This window comes from Peribacillus huizhouensis (assembly GCF_014138605.1).
GTDB lineage: Bacteria > Bacillota > Bacilli > Bacillales > DSM-1321 > Peribacillus > Peribacillus huizhouensis.
This window is the reverse complement of record NZ_JACJHX010000005.1, coordinates 151,908-168,699: the sequence shown is the minus strand read 5'-3', so window position 1 is coordinate 168,699 and position 16,792 is coordinate 151,908. Positions and strand designations below refer to the sequence as shown.

The 16,792-nt window shown below is 37.5% G+C and carries 12 protein-coding genes and 2 other RNA genes; 3 read left to right on the top strand and 11 right to left on the bottom strand.

Features of this window, described 5'->3' with window-relative positions:
• Nucleotides 1-50: 50 nt before the first annotated feature.
• Nucleotides 51-1,268, top strand: a complete 1,218-nt coding sequence (locus tag HNP81_RS10235) for an ROK family transcriptional regulator (protein ID WP_028394006.1) — start codon at nt 51-53, stop codon at nt 1,266-1,268.
• A gap of 278 nt (nt 1,269-1,546) precedes the next feature.
• Here HNP81_RS10235 and HNP81_RS10230 read toward each other — a convergent pair whose 3' ends face one another.
• The 9 genes from HNP81_RS10230 to secG all read right to left on the bottom strand — a co-directional run bounded on the left by HNP81_RS10230 (nt 1,547) and on the right by secG (nt 11,627).
• Nucleotides 1,547-2,803 carry a nucleoside permease gene (locus tag HNP81_RS10230; protein ID WP_028394005.1) on the bottom strand — a complete coding sequence of 419 codons (1,257 nt, stop codon included), beginning with the start codon at nt 2,801-2,803 and terminating at the stop codon, nt 1,547-1,549.
• 53 nt (nt 2,804-2,856) lie between these two features.
• Entirely contained in the window at nt 2,857-3,675 is an 819-nt protein-coding gene (locus HNP81_RS10225) for a purine-nucleoside phosphorylase (protein ID WP_182502563.1), read from the bottom strand.
• A 1,307-nt stretch (nt 3,676-4,982) separates the two neighbouring features.
• Nucleotides 4,983-5,344: a transfer-messenger RNA gene (ssrA, locus tag HNP81_RS10220) on the bottom strand.
• 142 nt (nt 5,345-5,486) lie between these two features.
• A complete protein-coding gene (locus HNP81_RS10215; protein ID WP_182502562.1) occupies nt 5,487-5,792 on the bottom strand; it encodes a ribbon-helix-helix protein, CopG family in 306 nt (101 codons plus the stop codon).
• Nucleotides 5,793-6,092: 300 nt separating this feature from the next.
• Nucleotides 6,093-6,454, bottom strand: a transfer-messenger RNA (tmRNA) gene (gene ssrA, locus HNP81_RS10210).
• A 315-nt stretch (nt 6,455-6,769) separates the two neighbouring features.
• Complete coding sequence (smpB, locus tag HNP81_RS10205; RefSeq protein WP_028393631.1) at nt 6,770-7,237, bottom strand: SsrA-binding protein SmpB; 468 nt, start codon at nt 7,235-7,237, stop codon at nt 6,770-6,772.
• A 285-nt stretch (nt 7,238-7,522) separates the two neighbouring features.
• Entirely contained in the window at nt 7,523-9,904 is a 2,382-nt protein-coding gene (rnr, locus tag HNP81_RS10200; RefSeq protein ID WP_182502650.1) for a ribonuclease R, read from the bottom strand.
• A gap of 305 nt (nt 9,905-10,209) precedes the next feature.
• The gene (locus HNP81_RS10195) at nt 10,210-10,956 is read right to left on the bottom strand and encodes an alpha/beta hydrolase (protein ID WP_028393628.1); all 747 of its coding nucleotides are present in this window, start codon (nt 10,954-10,956) and stop codon (nt 10,210-10,212) included.
• Between the two features lie 437 nt (nt 10,957-11,393).
• A complete protein-coding gene (gene secG / locus HNP81_RS10190; protein WP_028393627.1) occupies nt 11,394-11,627 on the bottom strand; it encodes a preprotein translocase subunit SecG in 234 nt (77 codons plus the stop codon).
• A gap of 379 nt (nt 11,628-12,006) precedes the next feature.
• On the opposite strand from secG, the gene HNP81_RS10185 reads away from it, so the two are divergent.
• Nucleotides 12,007-12,555 carry a hypothetical protein gene (locus tag HNP81_RS10185; protein ID WP_182502561.1) on the top strand — a complete coding sequence of 183 codons (549 nt, stop codon included), beginning with the start codon at nt 12,007-12,009 and terminating at the stop codon, nt 12,553-12,555.
• An 80-nt stretch (nt 12,556-12,635) separates the two neighbouring features.
• Nucleotides 12,636-13,409, top strand: coding sequence for a M15 family metallopeptidase (locus HNP81_RS10180; protein ID WP_182502560.1), 774 nt, complete (start codon nt 12,636-12,638; stop codon nt 13,407-13,409).
• Nucleotides 13,410-14,460: 1,051 nt separating this feature from the next.
• Here the strand turns inward: HNP81_RS10180 and HNP81_RS10175 are convergent.
• Together HNP81_RS10175 and eno are read right to left on the bottom strand one after the other, a co-directional pair.
• Complete coding sequence (locus HNP81_RS10175) at nt 14,461-14,961, bottom strand: hypothetical protein (RefSeq protein WP_028393623.1); 501 nt, start codon at nt 14,959-14,961, stop codon at nt 14,461-14,463.
• A gap of 505 nt (nt 14,962-15,466) precedes the next feature.
• Nucleotides 15,467-16,762, bottom strand: a complete 1,296-nt coding sequence (gene eno / locus HNP81_RS10170) for a phosphopyruvate hydratase (RefSeq protein ID WP_182502559.1) — start codon at nt 16,760-16,762, stop codon at nt 15,467-15,469.
• Between the last annotated feature and the right edge of the window lie 30 nt (nt 16,763-16,792).

Sequence of the window (16,792 nt, the reverse complement as noted above, 5' to 3'; positions counted from 1 at the left end):
AAATATTAATATATTGGTGATTTATTAAAATTATGTTTTGGAGGAAATCTATGCTAAGGCAATTTGTTGGCTTAACATCGCCAAAGGCGAAAAGCCTAAAACTTTTATATAGTTTAATTCGTAAGTTAGGACCTGTGAGGATAAATACACTATCTGAACTGACTGGATACAAACATACGACTTGTTCACGTTTACTAGACGAACTTGTACAGGAAGGACTTATATACGATAGTGGAAGTGGAGAATCAAGTGGTGGACGAAAACCCTTGATGTACGTTATCAAGCCTGACACTTATTATTTAATTGGAGTAGAAATTACCAGTTTATACACGACAGTGTTGCTCCTCGATCTAAATTTAGGTATCCTGGGCGTAGAAAAATTAAAGATGGATTCACAATGTACGGGAGAGTACACTTTAAATTTTGTGTCGCGATGCGTCGATGAGCTACTGGCTAAACATAAAATTCAAAGGGAAAAATTTCTTGGAATTGGCATCGGAGTTCTTGATCCAATTGATCAAGAACAAGGAGTTATCATAAATCCTCATGTGTTCCCTGCAGAGGGTTGGAAAAACCTAAACATTGTCAACTATTTAAAACAAAAAAATAATACCCTCGTATGTTTAGATAATGGAACAAATTTGGCAGCGTTAGCTGAATACCGTAATAACTATTGGAAAGAAACGGATAATCTAGTTTTTGTCTCCAGTGATATAGGAATTCGCTGCGGCATTATCCTCCAAGGCAGATTGATTAGTAATAAAAACGAAATAGAAGATGCTTTTGGGCACATTATAGTCGATATACATGGACAACGTTGTTCATGCGGATCATATGGCTGTCTGCAGGCATACAGTAGCCTGCCGGCCATTCGTAACGAAGTAATCCGTCGGATGAAACGTGGTAAAATCTCTCTTCTTCAAGAAAAGGTTAATGATGTGGAAGATATAGATTTTCACCATATTTTAGATGCCCTAGAGAGGGAAGATCCGCTTTGTCTAGAGATAGTGAAGGAAGCAGCTTATTATTTTGGCATCGGCCTTACTAATCTAATTTTCCTTTTACGCCCTGATATAGTAATTTGCGGAGGAACCCTAGTACCAAAACCGCTCTTCTACGAAGTGGCCTCTGAAACAGCAAAAAAGCGAATGAATTATTATCCCAATAGCCGTGTCCAGATTATTAAATCAACTGCAGCATACAATATTGTAGCTCAGGGAGCTGGATGTATGGTGTTAGATTATTTCACTGAAGAGATACTTCCATGAATATTGATAGGGTATTATAAGAGAATTTGTCTCATATTCTTATAACTACAAAAAAAGTACGGCTGAAATATACTATTTTAGCCGTACTTTTTTGGATTATGATAATTTTGCACCAGCGAGTAACAATTTCCTGTTTCGGTGTTTCCGCTTTCAAAATGGAACCGTTTATAAAAAAGATGCATTGTTTTGGAACTTGATATTTTAAGAATTGTTATCATACATAGGTTCACGCCATAAAACGATTCCAGATATCTGAAACAACATGATAAAAACTACTATTAAGCACTTACCTTAACATTCTTCATTTCATTAGGATCATGTTTGTATTTAAAGCTTACCGCAAAAACAATTGCAAGAACGAGCGCATACGCTGCAAAAACTAACCAGATACTCTGCCAATCCTTTATACCGTCTACTGTGAAATAATCCACGACTTTTCCACTTACAATTGCGCCTACATAGGCACCAACTCCGTTAACCATTGTCATGAATAAGCCTTGCGCGCTTGCACGAATTCGAGGGTCTACTTCTTTTTCTACGAAAATCGAGCCAGAAATATTAAAGAAATCAAATGCGCAACCGTACACGATCATTGATAATAGTAATAAGATAAATCCTTCAGAAGATGGATCTCCATAAGCGAAGAATACAAAACGTAATGTCCATGCGATCATACTGATTAACATGACCTTTTTTATTCCATATTTACGCAAGAAAAATGGAATAAGAATGATAAAGAATACTTCTGAAAACTGTGACATTGATAATAAAATAGATGGGTATTTAACAACAAAACTATCCTTGAACTCAGGATTCAACCCAAAGTCATGTAAAAATGGGTTTCCAAATGTATTGGTAATCTGCAGCACAGCTCCTAATAACATCGCAAATAGAAAAAAGATAGCCATTCTCTTTTGTTTAAATAGTACGAAAGCATCTAGCCCTAAAAGACTCACCCATGACTTATCCTTCTTCACCTTTGATGGTGGACAGTCAGGAAGGGTTAATGAATACAGCGCAAGCAAGAGAGAAGCACCAGAAGCAACGTATAATTGGATGCTGCTTAATTCAATTCTTAGAAGGCTAATCGCCCACATCGCGGCAATAAAACCAACTGTTCCAAAAACACGAACAGGCGGGAAGTCTTTTACTGTATCGAGTCCTGCTTTTTCTAAAGAAGCGTAAGAAATTACGTTAGATAAAGACTGGGTTGGCATGTAAACCATTGCATTAAAGAACATTACCCAAAACATGTACGTAGGGTCTGAAGCTTGTGCGGCCAGGAATAAAGCGATCGCTCCAAGAAAATGAAAGATTCCATATAATCTATTTGCTTTTACCCAGCGATCCGCAATAATCCCTGCAATACTTGGCATAAGTAGCGCAGCAAGTCCTTTTGTACTATAAACGAGCCCGACTTGTGCTCCAGTAAAATTCAAAGTATTAATCATATAAGAGCCGAGTGTAACAAGCCAAGCTCCCCAAATGAAATATTGAAGAAAAACCATGATTCTAAGCCGTGATTTTATCGTCATTTCTACTTCCTCCTAAGATGATGTGCAAAAGCACAGCGCAAAAATACATTGTCCTACATTCTTGCAATCGTTTCTTTTACTAATTTGATAAATTTCTCTTTTACCATAGCAGCCACTTCAATGACTTCATCATGACTTAATGGCTGATCTAAAATTCCACATGCCATATTTGTTAAGCAGGAAATACCAAGTACTTTCATATTTCCATGAATGGCTACAAGAGCTTCTGGGACTGTTGACATACCTACAGCATCTGCTCCTAATGTACGAATCATACGAATTTCAGCTGGAGTTTCGTAGGCTGGTCCACTCCACCAAGCATAAACACCTTGTTGTAAGGTAATGTTTTGTTCTTTCGCAACTTCTAATACGCTATTGCGTAATTCTTTGTTGTAAACTTCAGAGACATCTGGAAAACGTGTGCCCAGTTCGTCGTTATTTGGTCCGATTAATGGGTTGTTTGCTACAAGATTTAAGTGATCTGTGATTAACATTAAATCCCCAGGTTGGAATGAAGTGTTGATGGCGCCACATGCATTTGTAATTAGTAATTTTTCAACGCCAAGTGCCTTCATTACACGTACTGGAAAAGTTACTTCATCTAAAGTATATCCCTCATAATAATGGAAGCGTCCTTTCATAGCTACAACTGTCTTTCCCTTTAATTCTCCAATTACCAATTCGTTTGCATGGCCAATTGCTTCAGACTTTGCAAAGTGAGGAATCTCACTATAAGGAATCTTGAAAGGGTTTTCAATTTCATCAGCAAGATTTCCTAATCCTGATCCTAAAATCATACCAATCGCAGGACGATAATCTGTCTTACTCAAAATGAATTCCCTAGCTTCTAAAATATCTTGTAAATTATGCATTACTATAAATCCTCCTTGAATGAAATAAAAAGTGTTACTTAAATTTAATTTGATGATAGACAAAATGTTATGTATGAATACTTTTTGTAAAAATAATATTTCTTAACACTTCGTCAATAGAAGTTTAATAGATTTTATAGCAATTGTAAATAGAATAAAATTCATTTTGATAAAAAGTTATCCAGAATAATAGATGTAAAACGCTTCAATAAACGTATTAAGAGGGATTTTACATAGACTTTTTTCATATATATACAAAAACTATTAACGTTGATTATGGCATAAAAACGATTATAAAGATAAAATATGGGATTATAAAAATATTTGTATATTGAAACAGGATATTCCTATTATTCTTAGCAATACTCTTATTAAAGGATTCATGATTAGTAACTGTTCCTTCGAGGGGTAGCGTCAGGATTATGCGAAATAACAACGGTAAAGAAAGAAACCTTGTCCCGTTATTAAGCGCTTTTCTTAAAAAAGTTCACAAACTTTGCGGAGAATAGCGAAGCATCCCTTGACTGGCCTTATGGAGCAAACTCTTAATTCTCACCTCCTTCTTGGTTCTAATTGTAAACGTTAACATCATTGTAAGTAAAACCTATTTCAGCACCTCTTTTTGTATGTGAATTGATTCACATAATGATGTTGTCGTACTACATCATTCATTTTAAAAAGCTATATCTCAAGTAACACAGTAACAATATAATGTTGTAACGAAAGCAATTTCCCCATCTGTTGTTCGTACAATTAGTCTGGCATACAAGGACAAAAGAGTATTGCCAATAGCAAGCAGATATTTTATTGACTTTATCATTGAAAGGTATAGAAATCCTTTATGAAGTTTAATTAAACTTCATGTACACATAATTAAAAAGTATATGGAAACAGTAAAATGTTAAATAATTAGTATAAGACATTCTTTCAAAGAATGTCTTTTTGGCTTTCAAACCATTTAATCAAGTTTCATTATGAATAACTAAGATCTTCATTTAAATATCTAACATTCCTTTATTAAACAATCTGGACCGATTGCTGAACAAGAAAAAAACCTGCATATCAATACAGGACTTTTGATCAAACCTTTTAACAAATTATCGAACTTTATTTCAAATCCACACCCTAAGAGTTTTTTTCATATTGATTTTTATCATCTTGAGTATCTTCTCTGGAATAAAAAAATGGAAAATAACAGTTTGAATCCAGCATAAACTTTCCTAAAATAAAATAAAGCATAAACCTTCCAAACGGAAAATTTATGCTTTATGTCACATTAATATAATAGTAATTCCACCGTATGTATTTGGTGGAGACGGTGGGAATCGAACCCACGTCCAGACATAACGGCACTTAAGCTTCTACGAGTGTAGTCGACATATTATTGTTTCACTTACTCGTTTGCCTATCGACAGGCGGCAGAGCAGCTAGTCTGTTTAGTCTCTTCCTTCTTCCTCAGACGGTGGAATCCGGCGTAGCCCACTTAGAGTGAGTCCCTTACCCTACCACATGGGCCATGGAGGGAGGAACCGCTATCGACTGTTATTAAGCAGCGAAAGCGAAGTTGTTGTTTTGTTTGCCAGTTATAGGCGTTGACGTTTTAACGAGGCCGATCCCCTCGACTCGCAACCTAAGCTCGAACTATCCCTGTCGAATCCGTAGCGTCCCCAAGTATAAGAATGGAGCGTACGAGAGATGAATCGTCAGCTTGTTTGCTGATATTCAGTTGTCATCATCGGTACAAGATTTATTATAGCAGATTCCAAAGGAAAATCAATTGTAAGGTTTTGTAAGCGGACATAGGGCGGGTCTTAGCAACTTAAATAAATGTTGTTTAATATTTGGCTAAGAATTTTTATCATTTTATTCTTATAATCATTTATGCTATTACCAGCCCTATCACACATACCATGTTGGATTTTTGTAAGGTCATCTAGTAGATTTTTTTGGTGATGGTCATAAAATAAAATGATGCTTCCCGCAACAATTTGTTCATCCTTTTCCCATGAATGTTGAATAAGAGCATCTCTCACAAGGTCTCGAACCGCTTCCGAGCGATTTTCATACCCTCTTTGTTTGACTAAACCGTCAAGCTTCCGGAGTAAATTACTCTCCATAGATGGGGTCCTGCGGGCAAAACGCGGATATTATACGGTAGACATTTTTCAAAGAAAATGTTAAAACTGATTTACCATTTCATCAAAGTTACTCATAAAAAATAACCAGTTTAGAACTCAACTGATAATTTAAGCATAAGTCACATATTCAGATCATCGTTAGTTCACTAACGACCGTTCTAACAAATTATTTTTGCCGATCTTCATTATCCCAAGATCGTCATGCTAAACTAAAAACGGACTTACCGTAATCGGCAAGTCCGTGTATCTATTCGTATTTAGCCACCAACATTATGTATTTGGTGGAGACGGTGGGAATCGAACCCACGTCCAGACATAACGGCACTTAAGCTTCTACGAGTGTAGTCGACATATTATTGTTTCGCTTACTCATTTGCCTATCGACAGGCGGCAGAGCAGCTAGTCTGTTTAGTCTCTTCCTTCTTCCTCAGACGGTGGAATCCGGCGTAGCCCACTTAGAGTGAGTCCCTTACCCTACCACATGGGCCATGGAGGGAGGAACCGCTATCGACTGTTATTAAGCAGCGAAAGCGAAGTTGTTGTTTTGTTTGCCAGTTATAGGCGTTGACGTTTTAACGAGGCCGATCCCCTCGACTCGCAACCTAAGCTCGAACTATCCCTGTCGAATCCGTAGCGTCCCCAAGTATAAGAATGGAGCGTACGAGAGATGAATCGTCAGCTTGTTTGCTGATATTCAGTTGTCATCGTCGGTACAAGATTTATTATAGCAGATTCCAAAGGAAAATCAATTGTAAGGTTTTGTAAGCTGACATAGGGCGGGTCTTCGCAACTTATTAAAAAGCCCACTATCTAGAAGATGTGCTTATTTTATTAATATAGCAAAAAAATCCGGCTTCGCACCGCCACCATTGTGATTAGGTAAGTGTAGCGCACTACACGATTTAGCCTTCATGGTTAATGGTAACGTTATAACACAATAAAAGTTTTGTAAATCCCTACATCTTTTGCCGATCTCGAAATGCACGTTCAATATCACGTTTGGCTTCTTTCCTTTTCAAATCTTCCCGCTTATCATATTGTTTCTTCCCTTTACCAAGTCCGATTAGAACTTTGGCAAAACCATTTTTCAAATAGACTTTCAAAGGAACAATGGTGTAGCCTGTTTCTTTCGTTTCCCCAATCAGCTTATTAATTTCTTTACGGTGCAGTAAAAGCTTTCTCGTACGGAGCGGATCATGGTTATAACGGTTTCCCTGCTCATACGGACTGACATGCATATTGTGTAAATAGAGTTCTCCTCTATCAATTTTCGCAAAGGAATCTTTAAGATTCGCTTTTCCAGCACGAATGGATTTAATTTCTGTTCCTTGCAACACGATGCCCGCTTCAAACGTTTCTTCTATAAAATAGTCATGATATGCTTTTTTATTTTGTGCTAATTGCTTACCTGTGCCTTTTGGCATCTTAATCTCCCCTTAAAAAAACTAGTCCGCGTCCCAAAAAGGGGCTTTAGCTTGCACTCAATACACAGTTATAGTGGTATTTAACTAACAATGTATCGTTGCAGGCTCTGACCGTTTTTGGGACAGCTTCCCTGTATTTATCCCGCCTTTACGGGCAGTAAATCCCCCACCTCTAGGCTAGAGGATTCGAAGAAGTTTAGGTAGGGGACAACCACCCGTTAAAGTTCGATTGTTTCACTAACAATCAGTGGGGGATGAAGAAACCCGACTGATTGAAGTTTCACTTTATCTCTTTTTGGGTTTCTTTTTCCGTTTTGCTGCTGGAGCGTTTTCGAAGAATTTTTTCTTCTTTTTCGCCTTGCGTGCAGATCCTTCACCGTTAGTTGCATTGCGTTTTCTGCCGCCTTGACTATTCCCTCTACGGCTTCCGCCTTTACTCTCGTCTTGGTGATCCCCTTTACGTCGTCTACTTGCTCCTGCATTGGCTTTAAAGATTTTCTTTTCTCCTGATATCCGCGGACGACTATTAATCATTCCAAGAATTTCAAAATCTACCGCACGTTCATCTTTGTTCACATTGGCAACTCGAATAGAGATTTCGTCGCCGATTCGGTAAACTTTCGCTTTTCGTTCCCCAATCATCGCCAACTGTCTCTCATCGAAGCGATAGTAATCATCTGACATCGCACTTACATGAACAAGACCTTCAATTGTATTAGGGAGCTCAACGAACATACCAAAATTCGTTACTGAACTGATAATCCCTTCAAATTCTTCACCAATTTTATCAAGCATGAATTCTGCCTTTTTCAAATCATCTGTTTCACGTTCTGCATCTACGGCACGACGCTCGCGTTTTGACGTATGGTCGGCAATCTCACCAAGCTGCGCATCCCATTTCGCTTGTGTTGCATCATCCATTTTCCCTTCAATTAAATAGGTCCGTATGAGTCGATGGACGATTAAGTCTGGATATCGTCGAATTGGCGATGTAAAATGTGTATAGAACTCTGTAGAAAGACCAAAGTGACCTAGACTTTCTGGGTCATATTTAGCTTGTTGCATCGACCTTAGCATGACGGTTGAAATAACCATCTCTTCAGGCTTACCTTGTACTTCCTCAATAATCGTTTGTAATGCTCTTGGATGGACCGAATTCGCACTTCCTCGAACAATATAGCCAAAGTTCGTAATAAACTCAAAGAATCGTTGCAGCTTTTCTTCCTTAGGATCTTCATGGATCCGATAAATAAACGGCACCTTCAGCCAATGAAAATGCTCGGCTACTGTTTCGTTCGCCGCTAGCATAAATTCCTCAATTAGCCGCTCTGCGACAGATCGCTCACGAAGAACTACATCATTCGGATGCCCATCTTCATCAACAAGAACTCTCGCTTCTTTAAAATCAAAATCAATCGCACCACGTTCCATCCGTTTTTTTCGGAGAATCGCTGCCAGTTTTTCCATATCTTGAAACATCGGAACGAGCGGTTCATAGCGTTCCATTAATTCTTCGTCTTGATCGACAAGGATTTTTCTTACATCATCATATGTCATTCGTTCAGTTGTTTTAATCACACTTTCAAATATCTCGTGATTAACTACCTGTCCTGCTTCATTGATTTCCATTTCACATGATAATGTGAAACGGTCGACTTTTGGATTTAAAGAGCAAATGCCGTTTGACAAACGATGTGGAATCATCGGAATCACACGGTCTACTAAATAAACGCTCGTTCCTCTTTCAAATGCTTCACGATCGAGTGGTGAATTCTCCGTTACATAGTGGCTAACATCTGCAATATGTACGCCAAGCTTATAATTTCCATTCTCAAGCTTTGTCACCGTAACAGCATCATCCAAGTCTTTGGCGTCAGCTCCATCAATTGTTACTAACGTCTCATTTCGTAAATCACGTCGATTACCTATTTCACTTTCTTCAATGGTATCAGGAACAGCCTGAGCTTGGTCCAAAACCTCCTTAGGAAATTCAAGTGGTAATCCGTGCTTGTGAATGATCGATAAAATATCAACCCCTGGATCATTTTTATGCCCAAGAATTTGGATAACTTCACCTTCAGCACTTGTTCTACCCTCAGGGTACGAAGTCAAGCGAACAACAACTTTGTGGCCTTCCACTGCACCGCTAGAAACATTTTTTGGAATAAAAATGTCATTAGCAATTTTCTTATCATCTGGAATAACAAAGCCAAAGTTTTTGCTTTCTGAATATGTCCCGACAACTTCCTGAATGCCTCGTTCGATAATTTTTTCAACAGTACCTTCTTTTCTAGATCCAGAACTTTCTGTTGCTACTCTTACCAATACAACATCGCCATGCATGGCGTTTTTTGTTTCATTTGGCGGAATGAAAATATCATCGCTACCGGGTTCATCGGGTGTGACAAAGGCAAAACCTTTCGCATGTCCTGATAATTTTCCACGGATTAAATTCATTTTTTGCGGCAAACCGTAACGGTTGGCACGAGTGCGGATGACAAGCCCTTTTTCCTCCATTTTCACTAGTGCTTTAACAAAGTTTTTGAAATCAGCTGAATCTTCAATGCCTAATGCCTCTTCTAACTCTTGTACCGTTAACGGCTTGTATGCTTCTTCTTTCATATAAGAAAGAAGCTTATCCATATAATCACGGATTTGATCTTCCATCATATCCCTCCTTGGCAGGGTAATTTATCCAGGTATAACAAGCTTTATTCCTCCCACCTCGATTTTGGTAGGATGGGAGATAAACAGCCTGTAAATCCCGATTGTGAGATAGTGAAACTTACCGCTGTGATCTTCAGCAGTTTAGTTGAGGCCCACAGCTCAGACCCGTTGTACATAGTCTGAGTTCGTACGGTCGATGGATCGAAGCAAATGCAAAATCCTTGCGACAGTAGAACAGGACTAACCATCAGTGGAGATGCCTCCTCACTAATAGAAGTTTCACTTAATAATTGTATAAAGGTTATTCAGACCGACCAATCTAAGCTTTCTAGAAATTGGTATACGTCTTCATGAAGCTGCTCTTTCTCTTTATCAAATGTAATGATATGACCAGATTCTTCATACCATTTCAGTTCCTTTTTATCTGATTCAACTTCATTGTAAATAATATTGGCACTATCTGTATTAATCATCGTATCATGTCTACCTTGAACAACGAATGTCGGGGCATAGACATGATCAACATGATTCCGAACATCTGCCATAAGATCTCGTAATGCTGCTAATGTATTCATCGGCGTCTTCGCAAACTGTTCCATTTCCATTTCAATTTGTTCAGGCGTTTTTCCTTCATGTTTTTTAAATTCTCTTGCATATGCTAATACACCTTGATACATCTTTTCTTCACTTTTTAAATACATCGGTGCGCACATCGTTACAATACCCTTTACAGGTACAGTGTAACCTAATTTTAATGAAAATACCCCTCCTAAGGATAGACCGGCAACCGCAATTTCTTCATAGCCATTATGCTTTAGAAAATCATATCCCATCATCACATCTTTCCACCAATCAGAAGGACCGGTAGAAACAAGTTCTTCAGGAGGGACGCCATGCCCTTTATAATGAGGAGCGTGGCTTGTATAACCCCGCTTTTCTAAATATCGACCTAGCATCCGCACATCTGAAGAATTCCCAGTAAATCCGTGTAATAAGAGTACTGCACGCTTCCCGCCTTCAAACGTAAATGGCTGAGGCAACTTAATTTTCATTGTATAAAACTCCTTTATGCTTAATCTGCTCACGTTATTTTCGTTTCATCAATCGATTGATGAATACGTAAATAGTATGGAAGAAACCCAATTTTTCCTTATATGTACTGCCCTTTTATCTTTTAATTAATCGTTTGATTAAATATTCATATTAAATATTAAAACAAAAAAAGCAATTTCAAGCTATTCGAAAGACTTTAATTGGGTAGTATAAGAGTATTCAACTAATTTATCCCGGTTAACAGGCTGTAATACCTCAAGGTAAAGTTTGCGTTTAGCAACACTATTACAGGATTAACTATCAGTGGAGGATGAAACCCCTCCAATAATAGAAGTTTCACTTAATGCTCAATTGTATACTTATAGAAAAAATTACCATCATTTCTTTCCGTAAAAAAAGCCTGGCCATTAAGCCAGACGATTTCTGAGATCTTATATTATAACCCAACGTACGTTACCGCTAGTGTCAAAATAAAGAATAACACAGATAGCACAATTGTTAATCGATGTAAGACTAAATCTAGACCACGGGCCTTTTGTTTCCCAAACAATTGTTCAGCACCACCGGCAATTGCACCAGATAATCCAGCACTTTTCCCTGATTGGAGAAGAACACTTGCAATCAAACCTATTGAAACAATAATTAATAATGTTACCAATATGGTATGCAACATGAATTATACCTCCCGAAACAATTAAGCATTACTTTAACTTTACCACATTGTCAGCTACTCCACAATAAATGATTAGATAAAGTGAAACTTCCGTAAGTGAGCGCACTTCCCACTGATGGTTAGTTGAACCAATCGGGGTTTTACAGGCTGTCTTTCACCAACTTGCTAATTACAGCCTGCTAAACCGGGATAAAGTGAAACTTCAATCTGTGGGGGGTTCTACTGATTGTTAGTTCACCAATCGGCTTTTTACAGGCAACTGTCCCCAACCTATGCTTCTTCGATTCCTCTAAGCCTTGAGGTGGGGATCTTGACTTTCAGTTAATGCCGGAGAAAAGGAATTCGATACAATTATTTAATGAAATGAGGGAATTCTATGTTTCATAAGTTTATTCGACTATTAGATATCATTGCTCTTTTCTTTTCTATTATAGCCGTGTATGCCATCTTTAACTCTGGTAGTATGAATATTGTAAATATCCTATTTATCGTGATCTCACCTACTCTGCTTCTTCTATCAAAATTTAAAGGAAGTAGAACCTTATTATTTTTTGCCTATGTATGCAGTTCTATCTTTTTCCTATCCGTTTTGTATAATGGCTTTTTCAGACAAGATGATTTTTTTCACTCCGGTCTCCTTGCTGTCGGTATTAGTTTATTAGCCATTGTCTTTAGTATCTTCGCTGCTGTCATCGGTTTTGGGACAAGCACTTTAACGATTGTTTGGCTTACACTACACGGACTTGTCGTTTATGAAGCCTTACAATTGGCTGGTTTAGGTGGTTTTTTAGACACCTTTTGGTCACAAAAAGCGATTGAAACAGCCATTTCAAATGATTATGCTTTCCTTCTGATGTTTGTATGGATTGGCTTGTTTCTTGACAAATACGAGAAAGCAATCGTCCGCGAATACATTTCCAGATAATAACACATACATATTATTTCATTTCCAATCACTTTTATGTTATATAAGAATAATGACCAGTAAAATTGGAGGCTTTAAATATGTCAAAAACCAGCATGGCTACCATGCTTTTATCAGCATTATTAATCACTGCTAGTGGATGTTCACATGATGACAATTCTATCGATCAAGAACCTACAACCCAAAAAGAGAAGTCAGTTCAAGCAGAAACATCTAAAACCAAAGGCATTGCTAGTGCCGATCACAATCCAGCCGTACCTGTTACCGTTATGGATCCTGATGCAATTCCTGTTTTAATCAATAAAGAAAATATGCTTCCGGATAACTATAAGCCGGCTGACTTGGTTTATCCAGATGTTAGATTCACTTTTACTGAAAAAATTGAAAAACGAATGATGAGAAAAGAGGCTGCTGATGCGCTTGAGTCACTATTCCAAGCTGCTGACGAACAAGGAGTACCACTTGCAGGTGTATCTGCTTATCGTTCTCAAAAAACACAAACAAGTCTATTCAATCATTATGTTGAGAAAGATGGACTTGAAGCCGCTTTACTCTATAGTGCTACCCCTGGAACGAGTGAGCACCAAACAGGACTAGCCATCGATGTCACATCTTCAGATGGTTCTTGCGCTGTAGAAGATTGCTTTGGCAAAACAGACCAAGCCCAGTGGCTTGTTGACAACGCACCAACCTATGGATTTATCATCCGCTATGAGGAAGGCAAAGAATCCATCACAGGATATAAGTATGAACCATGGCATCTCCGTTATGTTGGCCAAAAATTAGCACAAGATTTAACAGATCGAGGCATAACATTAGAGGAATATTACCAATCAAATGTAGCGGTTAAATAAGAAAGAAACCAATTCAGCTTTACAAATACTTTTTTTCAAAAAAGAAAACTCCTTTTTAGAGGTCAGCTTTGTTTTAAAAACAAGACCAGGATCTCTACAATAGGAGTTTTTTTATTTAGTAAATTTTAACGCTATAAGTTCCATATATGACAGTATTTCGATTACAAATAGTTATAATTATCTTTTAAGCTTTTCCAAAAAATAGGTTAGTGTTGAATCTGCCCTACTTTTCTAATTTCTTATTTTTATAAGCCAATTCTCAATCCTAAAAATGGTAGTAAAAGTGAAACTGTGATGATAGTAAATGCAAATACTAGAATTCTAATTCGCTTACTTACTAGTATTTTTGTTTCTACTGTGTTTAATATGATGATGAATCCACAAACTAATATGATACTATATATTCTGGTTAAATAATCATTAACATATTTAGTAGCCAAAAAAGAACATATAACTATCGTTGATAATATAACAAATTGAAAATAAAATAACGTAATTATTTTCTTCATTCTACACAGCCCCTACTTTCCTCTCTCACTGGATCAAGAGAAAATACAGCACGGCTATAAGATCAAGTCAGCAAATAATCCAATTTAGTCTCCACATCGTGTCGGTAACCGGTATAACGAGATGGATTATTTTCTACCATTTTTAAGTTAAATAGTTCCCCATGCATCATAATATGAAGCAACAACCGTATACCACAACTAGTAACTAAGCAAAGAATCTCTCTCCTGTAACTAGTAATATTAAAATCCCTGGACCTTGATCAGTCATGTGAATGAAGCATCGTTATCATACATATTCTTTTTAACTAGGATTGAATTGAGCATTTCACTCATACACATGATTTCATTCGTAATAATAGTACACTTTTCCATTGCCACACTTCAAATGGCATCGCGTTTAGATTTTCCCTCATAAAAAATTTTAAAATCGCTCTTCCTCTAAACTTTTTTAAGAAAACTACCAAGCGATCCCGTGATAGAAAATCTGCGTCGATTATTGACACAGTATCTGGTCCCCTCCACTAAACACTTTTCCAAATTACTTAAGCAGATTTATTCACCGTGCAATCAACAATTGACACTATTTTTACTAGTTCCCCAGTTAAATCAAGAAAAGGAAGTTGAATAGTATTGTCGAGTGTTCTGACATTTAGTAAATATGGATAAAACGGACTACTTTCTTCATCTAATTCAGCCATATTAAGTATCTTAATAAGAGTATTGTATAGTAAAGGGATGTCATTAATTCTCTTAAATGGATTCAAAAATAAACGTGTTATTTCTTCGAGATAAGATTGCCATATATCTATTAGTAACTTTGTTCCCTTATCAGGGCTAAATCGATATTGCTCAACCTCTCCATCATCATCTATAAAACTTTGGTAAGCAGAAGAACCGTTCATTTGTAAAAAATCCCCTGTATATAATACATCTTTGTAATTTATGACAAACTTTAAGTCTCTCCGATAAAAATTGAATTCACCATTTGTGATTACTCGTTTTAACAAGTAATCTAAAGCTTGTAATTGTTGAACTGAATACATATGAACTATTCACTTCCCTTTCATCTTAACTTAAGGCTCTTTTCTAAAAAAATTGTTTTGCAATTGATGTTTTACGTAAAAAGGATGATTGGATAGGAAAGTACAAGACCCTGAGGGAATAGAAGAAAAGATGTGGCCCACAGCACCCTCTGCTGAGGAGGCTCAGCACCCCGCCCCGTGGATCGCAAGTGACCTAGAGAGGGAATGAACCTTTCCATAAGATTTGTTAGAAAACAACAAACTTTCTGAAAAAACCTAACCCAAAGAGAATTTTACCATACTTAACTATCCGTTATCACTGATTTAATTTATTATTTTCTTTCATAATGTGTTGGTAAATTACAATGAATCATAATTTATAGTGTCAGTTATCCGTATGGAATGGTAGTTAGTCTTTAATTCAAATAAAAAACCTCCTACTTTATGTGTTATACTCACACATAAAATAGGAGGTTTAGTTTAACGTTTGTACGACATCATTTAGTCGTCAATCATTCAACTCAAATTATTTTTTCAAGTTGTAGAAAGATTTGATTCCATCGTATACAGCTAATTCGCCAAGTTCGTCTTCGATGCGAAGAAGTTGGTTGTATTTCGCGATACGGTCTGTACGTGACATAGAACCAGTTTTGATTTGGCCAGCGTTTGTTGCAACAGCGATGTCTGCGATTGTAGCATCTTCTGTTTCACCAGAACGGTGAGAAACAACAGCTGTGTAGCCTGCGCGTTTTGCCATTTCGATTGCTTCAAAAGTTTCAGTTAAAGTACCGATTTGGTTTACTTTGATTAGGATTGAGTTAGAGATACCTTTTTCAATTCCTTCAGCAAGCTTCTTCGTGTTTGTAACGAACAAGTCATCTCCAACTAATTGAACTTTTCCGCCAATGCGGTCAGTCAATAGTTTGTGACCTTCCCAGTCGTTTTCATCTAAGCCATCTTCGATTGAAAGAATTGGGAATTCGTTAACTAGCTCTTCGTAGAAATTAACCATTTCTTCAGAAGTTAAGCCAGTACGGCCTTCGCCAACAAGATCGTATTTGCCTGTTTCTTTGTTATAGAATTCAGAAGAAGCAACGTCCATTCCAAGGTAAATGTCTTCTCCAGCTTTATAACCTGCTTTTTCGATTGCTTCAATAATTACTTCAAGTGCTTCACGGTTTGAACCAAGGTTTGGAGCAAATCCACCTTCATCACCAACTGCTGTATTCAAGCCTTTAGCAGAAAGAACTGATTTCAATGCATGGAATACTTCTGCACCCATACGGATTGCTTCTTTGAATGTTGGTGCTCCAACAGGAAGAATCATGAATTCTTGGAAGTCTACGTTGTTATCTGCATGAGATCCACCGTTAATGATGTTCATCATTGGAGTTGGCAATTGTTTCGCATTGAAACCACCAAGGTAACGGTATAAAGAAAGTCCTACAGATTCTGCTGCTGCATGAGCAACTGCCATAGATACACCAAGAATCGCATTCGCTCCTAGTTTCCCTTTGTTTTCTGTACCGTCTAATTCGATCATTGCACGGTCAACTCCAGCTTGGTCCGTTACGTCAAAACCGATAATTGCTTCAGCGATTACGTTGTTTACGTTATCTACTGCGTTTTGAACACCTTTACCAAGGTAACGAGATTTGTCTCCGTCACGAAGTTCTACAGCTTCGTGCTCACCAGTAGATGCTCCAGATGGAACAATAGCTCGTCCGAAGAATCCAGATTCTGTCATAATTTCTACTTCTACTGTTGGGTTTCCGCGAGAGTCAAGTACTTCGCGTCCGTATACGTGTTGAATGAATGGCATAATAATTCGCTCCTTTTTTTTACAATCCGT